The sequence below is a fragment of the Roseivivax sp. CAU 1753 genome (assembly GCF_054482575.1).
The window spans coordinates 436010-454112 of the sequence record NZ_JBTLRF010000003.1 but is presented as its reverse complement, the minus strand read 5'-3'; the positions used below and the strand labels follow the sequence as shown (position 1 = coordinate 454112).

Here is an 18103-nt window from a genome sequence, read left to right as displayed (position 1 = left end):
CAGAGGCAACCAGAGGCACCCAGAGGCGCGCTACAGCGGCCAGACCACCAGCAGAACCGGAACCGACACGGCGATCACCAGCAGTTCCAGCGGCAGGCCGATGCGCCAGTAATCCGCGAAATGGTATCCGCCCGGCCCCAGGATGATGGTGTTGTTCTTGTGCCCGATGGGGGTCAGAAAGGCGCAGGACGCGGCCACCGCGACCCCCATCAGGTAGGTGTCGGCATTGGTGCCCGTCGCCGATGCAATCGACAGCGCGATCGGGGCCGCGATCAGCGTCGTCGCGACGTTGTTCAGGAAATCCGACATCGTCATGGTGACGATCATCAGCACGGTCAGCGTCACCCAGGCCGGGTAGGCCCCGGTCAGACCGGCGATCTGGAGGGCCAGGAACTCCGCGCCGCCGGTACGCTCGAAGGCTTCGGCCAGCGGGATCAGGCTGGCCAAGAGCACGATCACCTTCCACTCGACCGCGTTATAGACCTCGCGCCCGTTCACCAGCCCCATGATCACGTAGCCCACCACCGCCGCCCCGAGCGCCACGGTCAGCGACACGATGCCCGCCACCGCCAGCCCCACCGCGGCGACGAAGATGGCGATGGACAGACCGGCCTTGGTGCGCTGGATCACCTCTGTGCTGCGGCCCTCGATGGGCAGCACGCCCAGCCATTCGGTCGCCGCCGCGATCCGCTCCGGCGTGCCCAGAAGCAGCAGAACGTCGCCCGCGCGGATCGTCAGCAGGCGCACCCGGTCGCGGAACCTCTGGCCTTCGCGCTGCACCCCCAGAAGCGTCACCGAATGATGCGCCAGCAATTGCAGGCTGCGCGCCGTCCGGCCCTGGATCCGGGCACCGTCGGGCACGATGGTCTCGGTCAGCGTCAGGCCGCGCGCGGTGACCCCGCCTTCGTGCTTTTCCGACCCCGCAAATTCAAGCCCGGACTGCCCCATGAACGCCTCGATGGCCTTCGGCTCGCCCTCGACCACCAGAAAGTCGCCCGCGCGCAGGGTCTCGCGCATGGCCAGACCCGGCCGCCGCTTGCCGTTGCGGATCAACCCGAGAAGGTGGACATCGAACTCGTTGGCCTTGGGGTTGAGGTCCTGCACCAGAATGTCGGTCTTGAAGCTCTGCTCGCCCACGCGCAGCTCGGCCACATAGCGCCCCTGCCGCAGGTCGCCGTCCTCTTCCGCCGATGATCCGCGCCCGGGCAGCAGACGCCAGCCCAGCATCGACACGAAGGCGATGCCGACGACCGCCACCGCCAGCCCCACCGGGGCGAAGTCGAACATTCCGAAGGGCGCCCCCATCGCGCCATTGCGGTATTCCGAGATCACGATGTTCGGGGGCGTGCCGATCAGCGTGATCATACCGCCGAGGATGGTGGCGAAGGACAGCGGCATCAGGCTCGATCCGGGCGGACGTCTGGCCTTTTTCGCGGCCTCGATATCCAGGGGCATCAGCAGCGCCAGCGCGGCCACGTTGTTGATGATCGCCGACAGCCCCGCACCGACCGCCGCGATGATGGCGATATGCAGCGGCAAGGGCCGCTCGGGGTCGATCAGCCGCGACGCGATCAGCTCGACCGCGCCCGACGACGACAGACCCCGGCTGACGATCAGCACCAGCGCGATGATCGCCACCGCCGAATGCCCGAAGCCGGAAAACACCGCCTCTGTCGGCACCAGTCCCAGCGCGGCTGCGATGATTAGCGCCGAAAACGCCACCAGATCATAGCGGAACCGCCCCCAGACAAGCATCACCACGACGATGACGAGCAGGATGAAGATCTGGATCTGGTCACTTGGCATGCGCGTGACCTTAGCACCGCCGCCGCCACTGTCAGCCGCTAGTGCGATGACGGAATGAAAAAAAGGCGGTGTCCGCAAACCGTGTCGGTGCGCTTCGCTATTCCGCAGAAAGGCCTATCGCGCCTTCGAAGAAGGTCACACCGCCCCGCTCCAGGTGGGCTGGCGTCACCACGCCGGGGCTGAAAGGGATGCGAGGTCTCTCGACGTGGCGGATCCCCGTTCCCACCGTCGCTGACCGCGGCGGCGCGCACCTCTTCCGCCGCCTGCCGACCCGCAGAGGCGTGACGCAGGAGCGGGTCATCACGCCACTGGTGCCGAGCGATGCCATGCTCTGCTCGGACGGCGCCAACGGCCAAAAAATCCCGCAGCGGCGCGCGGCATCGAACACGTCGTGACCGCGGCACGGCCGGCACCCGCGTTGCCTCAGGCTGCGATCACACCCGAAACGTGAACGCGCTCCATGCCCGCTGGAAAAAGTTCATCAAGCCTTTCGGTGGACCGGCCCAGAAAAGCCTCAATGGCAGCATGCGCTGGCTGGAGGTGAGGCTGGCGGGGATGCGCCCGGTAAAGACTGTCCGCGCATCGTGAACTTGGCGTCGCGCAGAGGTCGGCTTGGAGCCCGAAATGACGAATGCTGCGGCGCGCATGAAGGTCCGATCTGGCGGAGCAGACTTGGTTTGCGATATGTCAAAAATATTTGACATGTAAAAAATCTTTTACTAAGTTTGTGAGGCTCTGAACAAAGGATTGCTCGAATGTCTCCTTATCAAAAGATGACCCTCTATCTCAGCATCGCGCTCTTTCTGGCATTCGGATGGCACTTCGGAACCGTCTTCGGCGTTTTTGGCTCTGCGCCAGTGACCCAAGGTGAATTCTTCCTACGGATAGGATCGATCCTAGGACTGTTTGTGGTCGCATCGTTCGTTACGGCTGTAGTAGTCGGACGCGACGATCTACGCGCGGCTATTCCCGACGAACGCGAGGAGTGGATAGAGCTCCGTGCCCAAAGATCAGGAGTTGTGACGCTTTACGCAGGCCTTCTCCTGCTGGCTTGGTTTGCATTTTCGCCGATGACGCCAATTGGGTTCGTGAACGGAATCCTGGCCGTGGTGTACGTGACCGAACTGGTGAAGGTGTTGACGGAAGTCTTTTATCATCGTCGCGGGATCAGCTAGGTGGCCGACACCCCCCCCATCACGAACAGGCTGCGCGAACTGCGTGAAGCGAATGGTCAGGTAAGCCAGGCAGCACTTGCGAAAGCTATCGGCACAACTCGGCAGACGGTGATTGCGATTGAACTGGGAAAGTATTCCCCAAGCCTGGAAAGCGCGTTTCGAATCGCGCGCTATTTTGGCTTGGGCGTTGAGGATGTGTTCGGTTGGGACGGCTGATCGACGGAAGTTGCCAGATAGCCCACATCGCAGGTGACATGTCTTTCGTTTCAAGCAGGCATTCAGGTCGAGGCATTGAACGGCAGATTGTCCCGCGAAGCTGACCAACGCGGTTTGCGGACACCCCCGGAAAGAACCCGGTTCGCGGCCGGACCCGCGTGCCTTCCCCGCGCCGTCCCGGTGGCGGGGCACCATTGATCGCGGCGGTCTTTGCGCTGTATCAACGTTTGTACCTCCCCGACTTGGTAGACGGCCGGAATGATGCACGCGTTCGCCCTGTTGTCCCGGATCCTGCTGGCGGTCTCTCTGGCCGCCTACGGGTCGTTCACGCCTGCGGGTGCCGGGACGGGCGCGGGCCTTTTTGCCATGGAGATCTGTGCCGACGGGGTCGTCCAGACGGTGCTATTCGACGCCGATGGCACCCCTGTCGCGCCCGCCGACGACTGCCGGGACTGCGCGCGGTGCTGCCATCTTTCGCTGGCCCGGCTGGATCCGCCGCGCGACGCGCAGAGGGTGCGCGTATTGCATGACGCGCCGGCCCACAGGGCGGCACCCGACACCGCCATCATCCGCACGTGTTTTTCCCGCCCGATGCCGCGCGGCCCGCCATTGCGGCCCGCCTCGATGCTGACCGCTCCGGCCCTGATCCTGACCGATCAAGTCGTCACCGGCGCGGCGACCAGCCACGATACCATCAGCGGCGGGCGATCTTTTTCCGAGGACGCCATCGCATGACGACACTCCGTTCCCTTCTGCAAGCCCTGACCCTGTTGGCCGCGATGCTGCTTGGCGCGCATCCGGCGGCGGCGCAATCGATGCTGTCCAAGCTTTTGCCCGACATCGCGGTCGGTGCGCTGGTCGACGGGGCCGATGGCTTCGGGGCGATGCACCCGGACCTGCCCGTCGTGCAGATCCTCAGGGGCGGCGACCGCATCGGCTGGGCCTTCGTCACCTCGGATTTCGTGTCGACCACCGGGTATTCCGGCAAGCCCATCCACACCATGGTGGCGGTCGATGACGCGGCCCAGGTGATCGGCGTGGAACTGGTCAAGCATTCCGAACCCATCGTGCTGATCGGCATTCCCGACGCCAAGGTAAAGGCCCTGGTCGCCGGATACCGCGGGCTCGACCTCGTGGCCGAAGCCGAAACCGGCGGCACCGCGCACGAACTCGACATCATCTCGGGCGCGACCGTGACGATCATGGTGATCGACGATTCGATCATCCGGGCGGGGCTGAAGGTCGCGCGGCAACTGGGCCTCGGCGGGCTGGCGGTGGAGCAGCCGGGCACCGGCCCCCGGTACGAGATCGACCCCGACACCGAGGCCGCGACCGACTGGATGACGCTTGAGGGCGACGGCACGCTGCGCCGCCTGTCGCTGGACGTGGGGCAGGTCAACGCCGCCTTCGCCGCGATGGACGATCCGCGCGCCGCCGAACGCGCCCTGACCGAAGCGCCCGAAACCACCTTCATCGAGATGCAGGCGGCGCTGGTGTCGCATCCCGCCATCGCCAAGGTGCTGCTGGGCGATGCGGTCGCGGGCAACCTCGCGGATTGGCTCGAACCGGGCGACCATGCCATCGCGATCTTCGGACGCGGGCTCTATTCCTTCAAGGGGTCGGGCTATGTGCGCGGCGGCATCTTCGACCGGATCGTGCTGATCCAGAACGACGTGTCGGTGCGGTTCCGCGACCGGATGCACAAGCGCATCAACACCGTTGCCACCGACGGCGCGCCCGCCTTCAACGAGGCGGATCTGTTCAAGATCCCGGCGGGCAGCGAGTTCGATCCGACCCAGCCGTTCCGCATCCAGCTTCTGGTGCAGCGCGAGGTGGGCGCCATCGAAAAGGTCTTCACCACCTTCGATCTGGGCTACCAGCTGCCGCAGAAGTACCAGCGCGCCGTCGCGCCGCCGCCCGCCCCGGACGTGCCCGCCGCGGTCGAAACGGTCACCTCGCAATCGGAAATCTCGGCGCATCAGGCCTTGTGGAAACGCATCTGGGCCAGCAAGACGGTCGAGATCGTGGTGCTGGGCGTCATGCTGACGCTGCTGACCGGTGTCTTCTTCTTCCAGACCTTCGCGACCCGCAACGAACGCGCCTTCTTCTGGTTCCGCATCGGCTTTCTGACCGTGACGCTGGTCTATCTGGGCTGGTACGCCAATGCGCAGCTTTCGGTGGTCAATCTGATGGCGCTCTTCGGGTCGCTGATGTCGGGGTTCAGCTGGCAGGCCTTCCTGCTCGATCCGCTGACCTTCATCCTGTGGTTCTCGGTGGCGGCGGCGCTGCTGTTCTGGGGGCGCGGGGCCTATTGCGGCTGGCTCTGCCCGTTCGGCGCGTTGCAGGAATTGCTCAACCGGGTCGCCCGGGCGCTGCACATCCCGCAATGGACCCTGCCCTGGGGGCTGCACGAACGGCTCTGGCCCCTGAAGTACATGATCTTCCTGGGGCTCTTCGGCGTGTCGCTGACCAGCATCGAGCAGGCCGAGCGTCTGGCCGAGGTCGAGCCGTTCAAGACCGCGATCATCCTTAACTTCCTGCGCGCCTGGCCATTCGTGGCCTATGCCGCGGCGCTGCTCATCGCCGGGCTTTTCGTCGAACGGTTCTTCTGCCGCTACCTCTGCCCGCTGGGGGCGGCGCTGGCGATCCCGGCGCGGCTGCGGATGTTCGACTGGCTCAAGCGCTACCACGAATGCGGCAACCCCTGTCAGACCTGCGCCCATCAATGCCCGGTGCAGGCGATCCACCCGACAGGCGAGATCAACCCGAACGAGTGCATCAACTGTCTGCACTGCCAGGTGCTCTACCAGTCGGAAACAACCTGCCCGGTCGTCATCAAGAAGATCCGCCGGCGCGCCAAGGTCGGCGCGGCCCCGGATCTGACCCGCGATCTGTCCGGGCACCCGAACCAACCCAAAACCCAACCCGCAACCTGAAAGGTTATTGTTATGTCCGAGGGAAACAAACTGCCGATCTCACGCCGAAGCCTGCTCGGGGCGACCGCCGGTGGCGCCGCTGTCGCCGGTGCGTTCGGCACCCGTGCGCTTCTGACCGGGACCGCCGCCGTCGGCGCGGCCACCCTTGCCTCGACCACCAGCGCGCGGGCCGCCGCCGGTGCCGAGGTCGGCCCGGGCCAGCTTGACGAATTCTACGGCTTCTGGTCCTCGGGCCAGTGCGGCGAGATGCGCATCCTGGGCATCCCGTCCATGCGCGAGTTGATGCGCGTGCCGGTGTTCAACATCTGCTCGGCCACCGGCTGGGGCATCACCAACGAGTCGAAGAAGATCCTGACCGAGGGCCTGACCCAGAAGACCAAGGATTACCTGAACGCCAACGGGCTCGAGTTTCCGCCCAACGGCGACCTGCACCACCCGCACATGTCCTTCACCGAGGGCACCTATGACGGCCGCTACCTGTTCATGAACGACAAGGCCAACACCCGCGTCGCGCGGGTCCGCTGCGACGTGATGAAATGCGACAAGATCATCGAGATCCCCAACGCCAAGGCGATCCACGGTCTGCGTCCGCAGAAATGGCCGCGCACCAACTACGTCTTCTGCAACGGCGAAGACGAGGTGCCGATGGTCAATGACGGCCAGATCCTCGACGAGCCGGAAAAGTACGTGAACTTCTACACCGCCCTGAACGCCGACGAGATGACGGTGGCCTGGCAGGTGATGGTCACCGGCAACCTCGACAACACCGACGCCGACTACGAGGGCAAGTATGCCTTCGCGACCTCGTACAACTCGGAAATGGGCATGACCCTGCCCGACATGACCGAGGCCGACATGGACCATGTGGTGGTCTTCAACATCGCCGAGATCGAGAAGGGCATCGAGGCCGGGGATTTCCAGGAACTGAACGGCGTCAAGGTTCTCGACGGGCGCAAGGGCCAGGACAACAAGTACACCCGCTACATCCCGATCCCCAACAACCCGCACGGCTGCAACATGGCCCCCGACAAGATTCACCTGTGCATCGCGGGCAAGCTGTCGCCGACGGTGTCGGTGATCGACGTGCGCAAGCTCGACGCGGTGTTCAACGACGGTGCCGATCCGCGCAGCGTCGTGGTGGCAGAGCCCGAACTGGGCCTCGGGCCGCTTCACACCTGTTTCGACGGGCAGGGCAACTGCTTCACCACGCTGTTCCTCGACAGCCAGGTGGTGAAATGGAACCTCGAAAAGGCCGTGCAGCTTTACAATGGCGAAGACGTCGATCCGATCATCACCAAGCAGGACGTGCACTACCAGCCCGGCCACAACTCGACCGTGATGGGTGAAACGCTCGAGGCCAGCGGCAAGTACTACCTGACGATGAACAAGTTCTCCAAGGACCGGTTCCTCAACGTCGGCCCCTTGAAGCCCGAGAACGAGCAGCTCTTTGCCATCGACGGCGACAACATGACCCTGATCCACGACGGTCCGACCTTCGCGGAGCCGCACGATTCGATCATCGTCGACCCGTCGAAGCTGAGCCCGAAATCGGTCTGGGACCGCAACGACCCGATGTGGGACGACGCCCGCAAACAGGCCGAGGCGGATGGCGTCGACATCGACGACTACCAGGACACGATCATCCGCGACGGCAACAAGGTGCGGGTCTACATGTCGAGCAACGCACCGGCCTTCTCGCTCGAAAGCTTCACCGTGCAGCAGGGCGACGAGGTGACGGTCTATGTCACCAACCTTGACGACATCGACGATCTGACCCACGGCTTCACCCTGGGCAACCACGGCGTCGCCATGGAGGTCGGCCCGCAGGCCACCGCGTCGGTCACCTTCGTGGCAGCACAGCCCGGCGTCTTCTGGTACTACTGCCAGTGGTTCTGCCACGCGCTCCACATGGAGATGCGCGGCCGGATGTTCGTCGAACCGAGAGCGAGCTGAGCCATGATGCGTGCCCTGATCCTCGCGCTGTCGCTGCTGACCGCGCTGCCCCTCTGGGCAGCCGAGGTCGCGGTGCTGCCGGGGTCGGGCACGCTTGCCACTGCCATCGCCGGGGCCACCCCCGGCGATGTGCTGATCCTTGCTTCGGGTCGCCACGAAGGCGCCGTGGTGATCGACCGCGCGCTGACCCTGACCGGTGCCGAAGACGCCATCATCGACGGGGCGGGCCGCGGCACCGTTGTGACCATCGACGCGCCCGACGTGACCGTGCGCGGCCTGACCGTGACCGGGTCGGGGCTGGACAGCCAGGCGCTCGATGCCGGGATCAAGATCCTCAAGAAAGCCGACCGCGCGGTGATCGAAGGCAACCGCATCCTCGGCAACCTGCACGGCGTCGATGTCCATGGCGGACGCGACGCGCAGGTCCGCGGCAATACCATCGAGGGCACCCGCCAGCGCCGGATGAACGACCGCGGCAACGGCATCTACGTCTGGAACTCCCCCGGCACCCTGGTCGAGGGCAACGCCGTGCGCTGGGGCCGCGACGGCATCTTCTCGAACACCTCGCGCACCGGCGTCTACCGTGACAACCTGTTCCGCGACCTGCGCTTTGCCGTGCACTACATGTACACCAACGACTCCGAAGTGTCGGGCAATGTGTCCATCGGCAACCACCTGGGCTACGCCATCATGTTCTCGAACAAGGTGGTGGTCCGCGACAACCTGAGCCTCTCGGACCGCAGCCACGGCGTCATGCTGAACTACGCCAACAACGCCGACGTGTCGGGCAACCTGGTGCGCGGCGGGGCGGAACGCTGCACCTTCATCTACAACGCGCACAAGAACCTGATCTACGACAACCGCTTCGAAGGCTGCGAGATCGGCATCCACTTCACCGCCGGGTCCGAACGCAACGTGCTGACCGGCAACGCCTTCATCGGCAACCGGACGCAGGTGAAATACGTCGGCACCCGCGATATCGAATGGAGCTTCGACGGACGCGGCAATTACTGGTCGGACCATCCGGGCTTCGACCTCGGCGGCGACGGCATCGCCGACAGCCCGTTCCGCCCCAACGACCTGATGGACCACATCCTGTGGTCGCAACCCGCCGCCGCCCTGCTGACCGGCGCGCCCGCCGTGCAGCTTGTGCGCTGGGCACAATCGAGCTTCCCCGCGACGCTGCCCGGCGGTGTCGTCGACAGCGCGCCGCTGATGCGCGCGCCGCAGATCGCGGTGCCCCCCGAATACGCCGCGCTGGAGGCCGAGGCCGCCACCCGACGGAATGAAAGTGACCTCGATGACCTCGACGTTGACGATCTCGCATCTCACTAAGACCTATGACGGGGCGCGCGCCCTGTCCGATGTCTCGCTCGCGGTCGAACCCGGCGAACGCGTGGCGCTGCTGGGCCATAACGGCGCGGGCAAGTCCACGCTGATGAAGATCATCCTCGGGCTGATCGCGCCCGACGGCGGCGATATCTCGGTCTGCGGCGCGGCGCCGGGGCAGGCGGCGGCGCGCGCGCAGGTCGCCTATCTGCCGGAAAACGCGACCTTTCATTCGGCCCTCACCGGGCTCGAACAGATCCGCTACTACATGCGCCTGCGCAATCAGGACCCGTCGGGGGCGTTGGCGCTTCTGGACCGGGTCGGGCTGGGGGCGGCGGCGAGGCGCCGGATCGGCACCTATTCCAAGGGCATGCGCCAGCGCGTCGGACTGGCGCAGGCGCTGATCGGCCATCCGCGGCTTCTGGTGCTGGACGAGCCGACCAGCGGGCTCGACCCCGTGTCGCGCCGCGACTTCTACGAACTGCTCGACCGGCTTGCCGCCGAGGGCGCCGCGATCCTGCTGTCAAGCCATGCGCTGACCGAGGTCGAGGCCCGCACCGACCGGCTGCTGATCCTGTCCGGAGGCCGCATGGTGGCCGAGGGCACGCTGCCCGAATTGCGGCGCGCGGCGGCCTTGCCGGTGGCGCTGCACGTCACCGCGCTCAACGGTTATGAACCGGACCTGATGGCGGCGCTGCCCGGGGCGATCCGGGTCCCCGGCGGGCTCGCGCTGACCTGCACGCAGGACGAAAAACTGGCGACGCTGGCGCGCATCTCGGCGCTCCAGGCCAAGGTCGCCGACCTCGAGGTGATCCCGCCCAGCCTCGAAGACATCTACAGTCACTACAGCCGGAGGGACGGCCAATGATCGCCCGCATCCTCGCCACCGCCACCACCGAAATGCACATCGCCCGGCGCAACCGCTGGGTGCTGATCGCGGTGCTCTTGATGGTGGTCTTCTCGCTGGTGCTGGCGGCGGCCGGATCGGCCCCGACCGGTGCGCTGGGCGCGGACCGGCTGTCGGTCGTCGTCGCCTCGCTGACGTCGCTCTCGGTCTATCTGGTGCCGCTGGTGGCGCTCTTGATGTCTTTCGACGCGGTGGCGGGCGAGGTCGAGCGTGGCACCCTGCCGCTGCTGCTGACTTACCCGGTCGCCCGCTGGGAGGTCCTGGTCGGCAAGCTTCTGGCCCATACCGCCATTCTGATCGCCGCCATCGTCGCGGGCTACGGCGCGGCAGCGGCGGTCACCATCGCCAGCGATCCGGCGGCGGCCTCGGGGCTTGGCGCGCTGTGGCGGCTGACCTGGACCTCGACGCTGCTGGGGGCCACCTTCCTGGGCATCGGCTATGCGCTGTCGTCGCTGGCGCGGCGCGTGTCGGGGGCTGCGGGCATCGCCATCGGCCTGTGGCTGGGCCTTGTGGTGCTGTATGACCTGGGCCTGCTGGCGGCGGTGGTGGCCGACGACGGCGGCACCTTCACCACCCGCGTCTTTCCCGCGGCACTTCTGGCCAACCCCGCCGATGCGTTCCGCCTGTTCAACCTGACCGCCGCGCAGGCCACCGCCGCGGTCTCGGGCGTCGCGGGGGCCGCCAATGCCATCCCGCTCTGGCAGTCGCTGACCTCCATTCTGGTCTGGCCGCTGGTGTCGCTGGTCCTGGCCGCACTTGCGTTCCGAAAGGTCGAACCATGAAAGCCCTTCCGCTTCTGATCGCGCTGCTGGCGCTGACCGCCTGCAAGCCCGAGGTGACGCAGGATATCAGCGCCGTGCCCCTCTCCGAGGCCGCCGTCGGGCATTATTGCCAGATGGACCTGCTTGAACACAAAGGGCCCAAGGCGCAGGCGCATCTGGCCGGGCTGCCGGGCGCGCCGCTGTTTTTCAGCCAGGTGCGCGACGTGGTGGCCTATATGCGGATGCCCGAACAGAGCCACCAGATCCTGACCGTCTGGGTCAGCGACATGGCCGCCCCCGGCGCGACATGGGAAAGCCCCGGCAGATCGAACTGGATCGCCGCGTCAACCGCCACCTATGTGGTCGGCGCGCGCGTTCTGGGCGGCATGGGCGCGCCCGAACTGGTGCCCTTTTCGACCCCCGCCGCCGCCGCCGATTTCGCCGCCGCCAATGGCGGGCAGGTCATGACGCTGGACCAGATCCCCGACAGCGCGGTGCTGGCCCCCGTCGCCCTCGACGGGGATGCCGACGGGGACGCCGAGGATGCGGATTTCGAAAACCGACTGCGCGCCCTCGCACGCAAAACCGGAGAATGAGACAATGACAAACCGCCGCCGTTTCCTGGCCATCAGCGCCGCCGCCCTGGCCTTTCCGGGCGCGGGGCAGGCGGCCCCCTTGCACACCTGGCAGGGTAGGGCGCTCGGCGCGCAAGCCACGCTGCGCCTGTCCCATCCCGACGCGCCAGCGATCAGCACGCGGGTCGCCGCCGAAATCTCGCGCCTCGAGGACATCTTCAGCCTTTACCGCCCGCACAGCGCGCTGTCGCGGCTCAATGCCACCGGGCACCTGTCCGCCCCGCCCTTCGAGCTTTTGGAATGCCTGTCGATGGTCGGCGCGGTGCATGCCGCCAGCGACGGCCGCTTCGATCCGACGATCCAGACCCTCTGGGCACGCTACGCCGAGGCGTCGGCCCGCGGCAGCCTGCCCGATCCCGACAGCCTGACCGCGGCGCGGGCACAGGCGGGTTGGTCGCGCGTGACGCTGGATGCGGGCGCAATCTCGATGCCGCCGGGCATGGCGCTGACGCTGAACGGCATCGCGCAGGGCGCCATTGCCGATGCGCTGGCCCGGATGCTGCGCGCCGAGGGCCTGACCGATATCCTGATCGATACCGGCGAATTCCGCGCGCTCGGCGGCCACCCGGGTGGCGGGGCCTGGCAGGTCAAGCTGGCAGCGGGTGGCGCGGTGCCGCTTGCCGCCCGCGCGCTGGCGACGTCGGCCCCGCTGGGCACAACCTTCGATGCCGCCGCCACGGTCGGGCATATCCTCGATCCGCGCAGCGGTCTGCCGACGCAGGCGGGCTGGCGCGAAATCACCGTCTCGGCGGGGTCCGCGGCGCTGGCCGATGCGCTGTCGACGGCGGCCTGCCTGTGTGCCACGCGCGCCGAGATCGACGCCTGCCTCGCCCGGTTCGCGGACGCTCGGCTCGAGGCCATCTCGGCAATCTGACCGCCGCACAACCCGCCGCGCGGACCGGCGGTCCCCGCCCCGGGGGCCTCCGACGCACCCATCGCGGCAGGCCGCCCAACGGGCGCCATGATCCACCCCGATGCAAAGGCCGGTTTCAACACCGTGCCCGGCAGGTATATGGTGCGTCATCGGGGCCGCGTGTCCGCATCCGCGCAGCCGCGTCGCTCCGGACCCCGGTCCGGACCCCTGTTCCGGGCCATATCCGCAATGACCGGCGTCTTGCCCGGTCGCCCGTCCCTGAGAGAGCCAGTCGTGCAACAGCCCAACATCCTTCTGTTCATCCTGCACATCGCCGGGGCGGCATCGCTGCTGATCTGGTCGGTGCGGCTGGTGCGCACGGGGGTTGAACGGGCCTTCTCGGTGCAGTTGCGACAATGGCTGCGGCGGTCGTCCAAAAGCCGCTTTCTCGCGGCACTCAGCGGCACCGGCGCGGCGATCCTGCTGCAAAGCTCGACCGCCGTGGCGATCCTGGTGTCGAATTTCGTGTCCAAGGGCAGCATCGCCACCTTCGTCGGCCTTGCGATCCTGCTGGGGGCGGACGTCGGGTCCGCCATCGTCGCGCAATTGCTGCTGGTGCGGCAGACCTTCCTGATCCCGCTGCTGCTGGTCGTCGGCGTCGGGCTGTTCCTGCGCAGCCAGAACGGGCGCTTCCGTCAGATCGGGCGCATCCTGATCGGACTGGCGCTGATCTTCGTCTCTCTCGACATGATCCGCAGTGCCGCCGAACCGCTGATCGACAGCCCCGGCACCGTCGCCGCGATGCGGTATCTCGGCTCGGACGCGATGACCGCCTTTGCCATCGGCGCGGTCTTTGCCTGGGCGGTGCATTCCAGCGTGGCCGCCGTGCTGCTGTTCGTGACGCTGGTGGCGCAGGGGCTGCTGCCTGCCTCGGGGGCCGTGGCGATGGTGCTGGGCGCCAATCTGGGCGGCGCCTTCATCGCCTATGTGCTGACGCTTTCGGCACCGGTGTCGGCGCGGCAGATGGTGGTGGCCAACCTCGCGCTGCGCGGCGGCGGCGCGGCGCTGGCGCTTCTGGTGCTGGTGCGGCTCGACGATCCGCTGGCCTGGCTTGGCGGCAGCGCGGCGCAACAGACCATCAACCTGCATTTGGCCTTCAACTTCGCGCTGGCGCTGATCGCGATGCCGCTTCTGGGGCCGATCGCGCGCCTGACCGAGGTCATGCTGCCCAAACAGCCCGACCAGTCGCCCGATCTGGACGCCCGCAGCATCCTCGAGACCGCCATGCCGAAAGATCCCGATCAGGCGCTGACCGTCGCCGCGCGCGAGATCCTGCATATGGGCGAGGTCATCGAGTCGATGTTGCGGGCCGTCGGGCCGCTCTATCAGCGTTGGGACGCACCGACCGGCGCGGCGATCAAGGACAAGCACGGCAAGATCCGCGCCCGGCATCAGGCCCTGAAACTGTTCCTCGCGCGGCTCAACCGCAACGAGTTGAGCGACGACCAAAGCCGCAGGTCGAACGAGCTGGCGACCATCGCCTCCAACCTCGAAGCGGCCTCCGACGCCATTTCGCGCAACCTGGCAGAGCTTGCGCACCGGCTGAGCGTCGAGGGGGTGTCTTTCTCGGAACAGGGCGGACGCGAGATCAGCGATTTCCACGACCGCGTGCTGACCAACGTGCAGCTTGGCCTGAACGTGCTGATGACCCAGAACCCCGATGCGGCGCGCGAACTGGTGGCGGCCAAGGAAAAGGTCCGCGTGGTCGAGCAACAGTTGCAGCGCGAACATCTGGGCCGCCTGCGCGAAGGCCTTGCCGAAAGCATCGAGACCAGCAGCATTCACCAGGAAACCCTGCGCGTGCTCAAGCAGGTCAACACGTCCTTCTCGATGATCGGCTATCCGATCCTGTCCGAATCGGGCGATCTTCTGGCCAGCCGCCTGAACAAGGATGCCGACCGCTAGACCGCTTCGGTCGCGGGGGGTGCCCCGCGCTTGGGCAGGCCACGGGGCAGGCCCGGCACCGCGCGCATCATTGCCGCCCCTCGTGCAAGATTTCTCTTGCCAGATGGCACCCTGTCGGACCATCTGAAGGCACCGGGTCGGCGATGGCGTCGCCAGCATCTCATGCACACCCGGCTTGCCATCCTGAACGCCGGGATCTTGCTTTGCGGTTCGCGCGCAGCGGGGGTCTCAGAGGCCTCGCGGCGCGTCAGCCGCGCGCGTTTGAGAGGGAATCCAGTCGATGGAGCGTCCACAGTTCTACCGTTTTCACCAGGGCGACAAGGTCCTGCCGTTTTCCGATGCCGAATACGAGGCACGTCTGGCCACGCTGCGCCGGACCATGGCCGCCGAAGGGGTCGCGGCCTGCGTCTTCACCTCGATGCACAACATCGCCTACTACTCGGGCTTTCTCTATTGCGCCTTCGGGCGGCCCTACGCGCTGGCGGTGACGCCGACCGACAGCGTGACCATCAGTGCCGGCATCGACGCGGCGCAGCCCTGGCGGCGGTCGCATGGCGACAACATCACCTATACCGACTGGCAGCGGAACAACTACTGGCGCGCGATCCTGTCGGTGACCGGCCCCGGCAAGGTCATCGGCTACGAGGGCGATCACCTGACCCTGGTGCAGAAGGCGCTGATGGACGAATTCCTGACGCCCGCCGCGTGCCACGACATCGCCCCCGCCACCATGCGCCAGCGGATGCACAAATCCCCCGCCGAGATCGACCTGATCCGCGCCGGTGCCGCCACCGCCGATGTGGGCGGCTATGCCATCCGCGATGCGATCGCGCCGGGCACGCGCGAAATCGACGTGGCCATGGCCGGGCGCGACGCCATGGAGCATGAGATCGCCCGCCGCTACCCCGACGCCGAATACCGCGACACCTGGGTCTGGTTTCAGTCCGGCATCAACACCGACGGCGCGCATAACCCGGTCACCGCCCGCGCGCTCGAACGCGGCGATATCCTCAGCCTGAACACCTTTCCGATGATCTCGGGCTACTACACCGCGCTTGAGCGGACGCTGTTCGTGCAGGATGTCGACCCCGCCAGCCTGAAAGTGTGGGAGGCCAACGTTGCGGCGCATGAATACGGCATGAGCCTGCTCAATCCCGGGGCAAGCTGCGCCGATGTCACCCACAGGATCAACGACTTCTTCGCCGAAAGGGACCTCTTGCAGTACCGCACCTTCGGCTACGGGCATTCCTTCGGCGTGCTGTCGCATTACTATGGCCGCGAGGCCGGGCTTGAGCTGCGCGAAGACATCGACACGGTGCTGGAGCCCGGGATGGTCATCTCGATGGAGCCGATGCTGACGATCCCTGAGGGCACGCCCGGGGCCGGCGGCTACCGCGAACACGACATCCTGGTCATCACCGAGGACGGCAACGAGAACATCACCGGCTATCCCTACGGGCCGGAGTTCAACGTCGTCGGCTGACCCGGCATCGGGCTCAAAACACCGGGCGGGGGCGGCGTATGCCGCGCCTGCCTCTCACGACCTCGGCGCGCCCGACCGGACCGCCTCAGCCCCTTGCGATGCGGCGACGATGCTCGGTCGGAGAGACGCCGAAGCGTTCCCGGTAGCGGCGCGAAAACACGCTGCTCGACGCAAAGCCGCAAGCCACCGCGATCTGCGACACGCTCATGTCCGTCTCGACGAACAGTGCGCGCCCCCGGTCCAGCCGGATATTGCGATAGGTGATCATCGGCGACTCGCCCAGGTATTGCCGGAACTGTCGTTCGATCTGCCGCCGCGACAGCCCCGTCGCCGCGTTCAGCGCATCCAGCGTCAGCGGGTCCTCGATATGGCGGTGCATCGCCTGCACCACCTGGATCAGCTTGGGATTGCGCGTGCTCAGCGCGCGCGCCAGCGACGACCGCTGCGCCGGGCGGGATTCCATGTCGCCGCCGTTCAGGCACATGTCCGAGACGACGATGGCGAAGTCCTGCCCGTAATCCTGCGCGATGATCGCCAGCATCATCTCGGTGGCCGCCGCCCCGCCGCCGCAGGTCCAGAGGTCGCGGTCGATCTCGAAGCGCTGCGGCGACGGGGTGAGATCCGGGAAGGTCTCGATGAAGCCGGGCTGGTTTTCCCAGTGCAGGGTGAAATTGCGGTCCTTCAGCAGACCGGCCCGCGCCAGCGTCGCGGCCCCGGTGCAGATGCCGCCAAGGGTGCCGCCAAAGCGCGCATGGCGGCGCAAGACCGCGATCACCCGGTCCGACGCCACCTCGGCCCCGCGATTGCCGGAACACACCAGCAGGCGCAGGCTCGCGGGCACCGCGTCGATGGGCTTGTGCGCCCCCACATCGACGCCCGAGGACGACGCGACCGCGCCGCCATCCTCGGAAAAGACGGTCCAGCGGTATAGCGGCTTCTGCGCCAGCTGGTTGGCGATGCGCAAGGGGTCGAGCGCCGAGGAAAACGCCAGCAGCGTGAATTCGGGCAGCAGCAGAAAACCCAGCGCCCTTGTGGCCTTCACCTCGGCAACCGGGAAGTAGAACGCGCCTTCGGGCACGATGTCCTCGGGCGGGTCGGTGGCGGGCTGCGACGCCGCGCCGGGCGGTGGATGTGATCCGGTCATGTCCTCTGCTCCGCCCGGGATGGCGCTGGCGGTCGGGTGCGCCGTGCCATCAGACAAGCGATGCGCGCCGCGTGCAATGGGGGGCGGTCCCCGGCGCCTCAGTCGCGCCCCTCGGGTGACAGGTTGCGAGCCACCTGCGCGACCTCGTGCAGGATGCTCAGCACCGTGGTCATCGAGGTGCGCGCGTTGTCGGGCGCGGCGGAATTCTCGACCGCGACCCGGTAGCTGCAAAGCGGCGACACAACCTCGAAGGCATGGGTATTCGCCACGGCTTCGGGGTCGGCCACCAGCGCGACGGTCATGCTGTCGAACCCGGCCCCGGCCAGCGCCAGCGCGGCCACGACATTGGCATTCTTGGGATAGGCCAGGGCGGCCTCGCGCCCGCTGCCCTCGAAGAATATCGCCGGTTCCGTCAGCGCGTCCAGATCGACCGCGTCCTCGGCGGGCGATCCCTTCCAGGCGGCGGGCGGCTTGGTGCCGCGATAGCGCAGCTGCACGTCGCCACTGGCCGCCAGCACCGCCAGCAGGTCGAGCCCGCCGATGGCCCCGCTCGGCAGGATCAGCCGGGCGTTTCCCGACCGCGCCGCCGCCGTCACCCGAGCGTGCAGCGCGTCGTCGGCAAAGGCCCCGACCGACGCCACCAGCAGGTCGGTGCCATCGCCCAGGATGTCGGTGGCGAAGTCGGACACCGCCGCGTGCCCCGCGCATTCGATCACCAGGTCGGGGCGGTCGCGCAGCAGCGCGTCGCATGTCTTGACGAAGCGCAGATCGGGTCGCGCGTGCGATGTGTCCGGTGTATCCCTGAGCGCGTCCAGCGCGGCGGGCCGCACCAGCACCGTGACCCGCGCCACATCCTCGCGCGGCAACCGGGCGATCAACGCCCGCCCGATGCTGCCATATCCGATTACGCCCAGTCGCATCCGCCCGCCTTTCGCAGCCC

The 18103-nt window shown here is 67.1% G+C and carries 16 protein-coding genes; 12 read left to right on the top strand and 4 right to left on the bottom strand.

The window, feature by feature from the left end; translation table 11 throughout:
- Window positions 1-30: 30 nt before the first annotated feature.
- On the bottom strand, window positions 31-1806 hold the full coding sequence (locus tag ACXYMN_RS09620; RefSeq protein ID WP_459013373.1) for an SLC13 family permease: 1776 nt from the start codon (window positions 1804-1806) through the stop codon (window positions 31-33).
- Window positions 1807-2240: 434 nt separating this feature from the next.
- Complete coding sequence (locus tag ACXYMN_RS09615) at window positions 2241-2510, bottom strand: hypothetical protein (RefSeq protein WP_459013372.1); 270 nt, start codon at window positions 2508-2510, stop codon at window positions 2241-2243.
- Window positions 2511-2561: 51 nt separating this feature from the next.
- On the opposite strand from ACXYMN_RS09615, the gene ACXYMN_RS09610 reads away from it, so the two are divergent.
- The 12 genes from ACXYMN_RS09610 (at window position 2562) to ACXYMN_RS09555 (ending at window position 16019) form a co-directional block, all read left to right on the top strand.
- Entirely contained in the window at window positions 2562-2981 is a 420-nt protein-coding gene (locus ACXYMN_RS09610) for a hypothetical protein (RefSeq protein WP_459013371.1), read from the top strand.
- Window positions 2982-3197, top strand: a complete 216-nt coding sequence (locus ACXYMN_RS09605) for a helix-turn-helix transcriptional regulator (protein WP_459013370.1) — start codon at window positions 2982-2984, stop codon at window positions 3195-3197.
- Between the two features lie 258 nt (window positions 3198-3455).
- Entirely contained in the window at window positions 3456-3932 is a 477-nt protein-coding gene (locus ACXYMN_RS09600; RefSeq protein ID WP_459013368.1) for a hypothetical protein, read from the top strand.
- Window positions 3929-6133, top strand: coding sequence for a 4Fe-4S binding protein (locus tag ACXYMN_RS09595; RefSeq protein WP_459013367.1), 2205 nt, complete (start codon window positions 3929-3931; stop codon window positions 6131-6133). The genes ACXYMN_RS09600 and ACXYMN_RS09595 overlap by 4 nt, the downstream gene beginning before the upstream one ends.
- A gap of 12 nt (window positions 6134-6145) precedes the next feature.
- Window positions 6146-8086: a TAT-dependent nitrous-oxide reductase gene (gene nosZ, locus ACXYMN_RS09590; RefSeq protein ID WP_459013366.1), complete on the top strand. Its 1941-nt coding sequence runs from the start codon at window positions 6146-6148 to the stop codon at window positions 8084-8086.
- A 3-nt stretch (window positions 8087-8089) separates the two neighbouring features.
- Entirely contained in the window at window positions 8090-9421 is a 1332-nt protein-coding gene (locus ACXYMN_RS09585; protein WP_459013365.1) for a nitrous oxide reductase family maturation protein NosD, read from the top strand.
- A complete protein-coding gene (locus tag ACXYMN_RS09580; protein WP_459013364.1) occupies window positions 9387-10283 on the top strand; it encodes an ABC transporter ATP-binding protein in 897 nt (298 codons plus the stop codon). Before ACXYMN_RS09585 ends, ACXYMN_RS09580 begins: the two co-directional genes overlap by 35 nt.
- Window positions 10280-11104 (top strand): ABC transporter permease, encoded by an 825-nt coding sequence (locus ACXYMN_RS09575; protein ID WP_459013363.1) that lies wholly within the window; start codon window positions 10280-10282, stop codon window positions 11102-11104. Before ACXYMN_RS09580 ends, ACXYMN_RS09575 begins: the two co-directional genes overlap by 4 nt.
- Window positions 11101-11679 carry a nitrous oxide reductase accessory protein NosL gene (locus ACXYMN_RS09570; protein ID WP_459013362.1) on the top strand — a complete coding sequence of 193 codons (579 nt, stop codon included), beginning with the start codon at window positions 11101-11103 and terminating at the stop codon, window positions 11677-11679. Before ACXYMN_RS09575 ends, ACXYMN_RS09570 begins: the two co-directional genes overlap by 4 nt.
- A gap of 4 nt (window positions 11680-11683) precedes the next feature.
- Window positions 11684-12592 carry an FAD:protein FMN transferase gene (locus ACXYMN_RS09565; RefSeq protein WP_459013361.1) on the top strand — a complete coding sequence of 303 codons (909 nt, stop codon included), beginning with the start codon at window positions 11684-11686 and terminating at the stop codon, window positions 12590-12592.
- A 273-nt stretch (window positions 12593-12865) separates the two neighbouring features.
- Window positions 12866-14536: a Na/Pi cotransporter family protein gene (locus tag ACXYMN_RS09560; RefSeq protein WP_459013360.1), complete on the top strand. Its 1671-nt coding sequence runs from the start codon at window positions 12866-12868 to the stop codon at window positions 14534-14536.
- Between the two features lie 280 nt (window positions 14537-14816).
- Complete coding sequence (locus ACXYMN_RS09555; RefSeq protein WP_459013359.1) at window positions 14817-16019, top strand: M24 family metallopeptidase; 1203 nt, start codon at window positions 14817-14819, stop codon at window positions 16017-16019.
- A gap of 85 nt (window positions 16020-16104) precedes the next feature.
- Here ACXYMN_RS09555 and ACXYMN_RS09550 read toward each other — a convergent pair whose 3' ends face one another.
- Both ACXYMN_RS09550 and ACXYMN_RS09545 read right to left on the bottom strand, forming a co-directional pair.
- Entirely contained in the window at window positions 16105-17163 is a 1059-nt protein-coding gene (locus ACXYMN_RS09550; protein WP_459013358.1) for a GlxA family transcriptional regulator, read from the bottom strand.
- Window positions 17164-17261: 98 nt separating this feature from the next.
- Window positions 17262-18083, bottom strand: coding sequence for an aspartate dehydrogenase (locus ACXYMN_RS09545; RefSeq protein ID WP_459013357.1), 822 nt, complete (start codon window positions 18081-18083; stop codon window positions 17262-17264).
- Window positions 18084-18103: the final 20 nt, after the last annotated feature.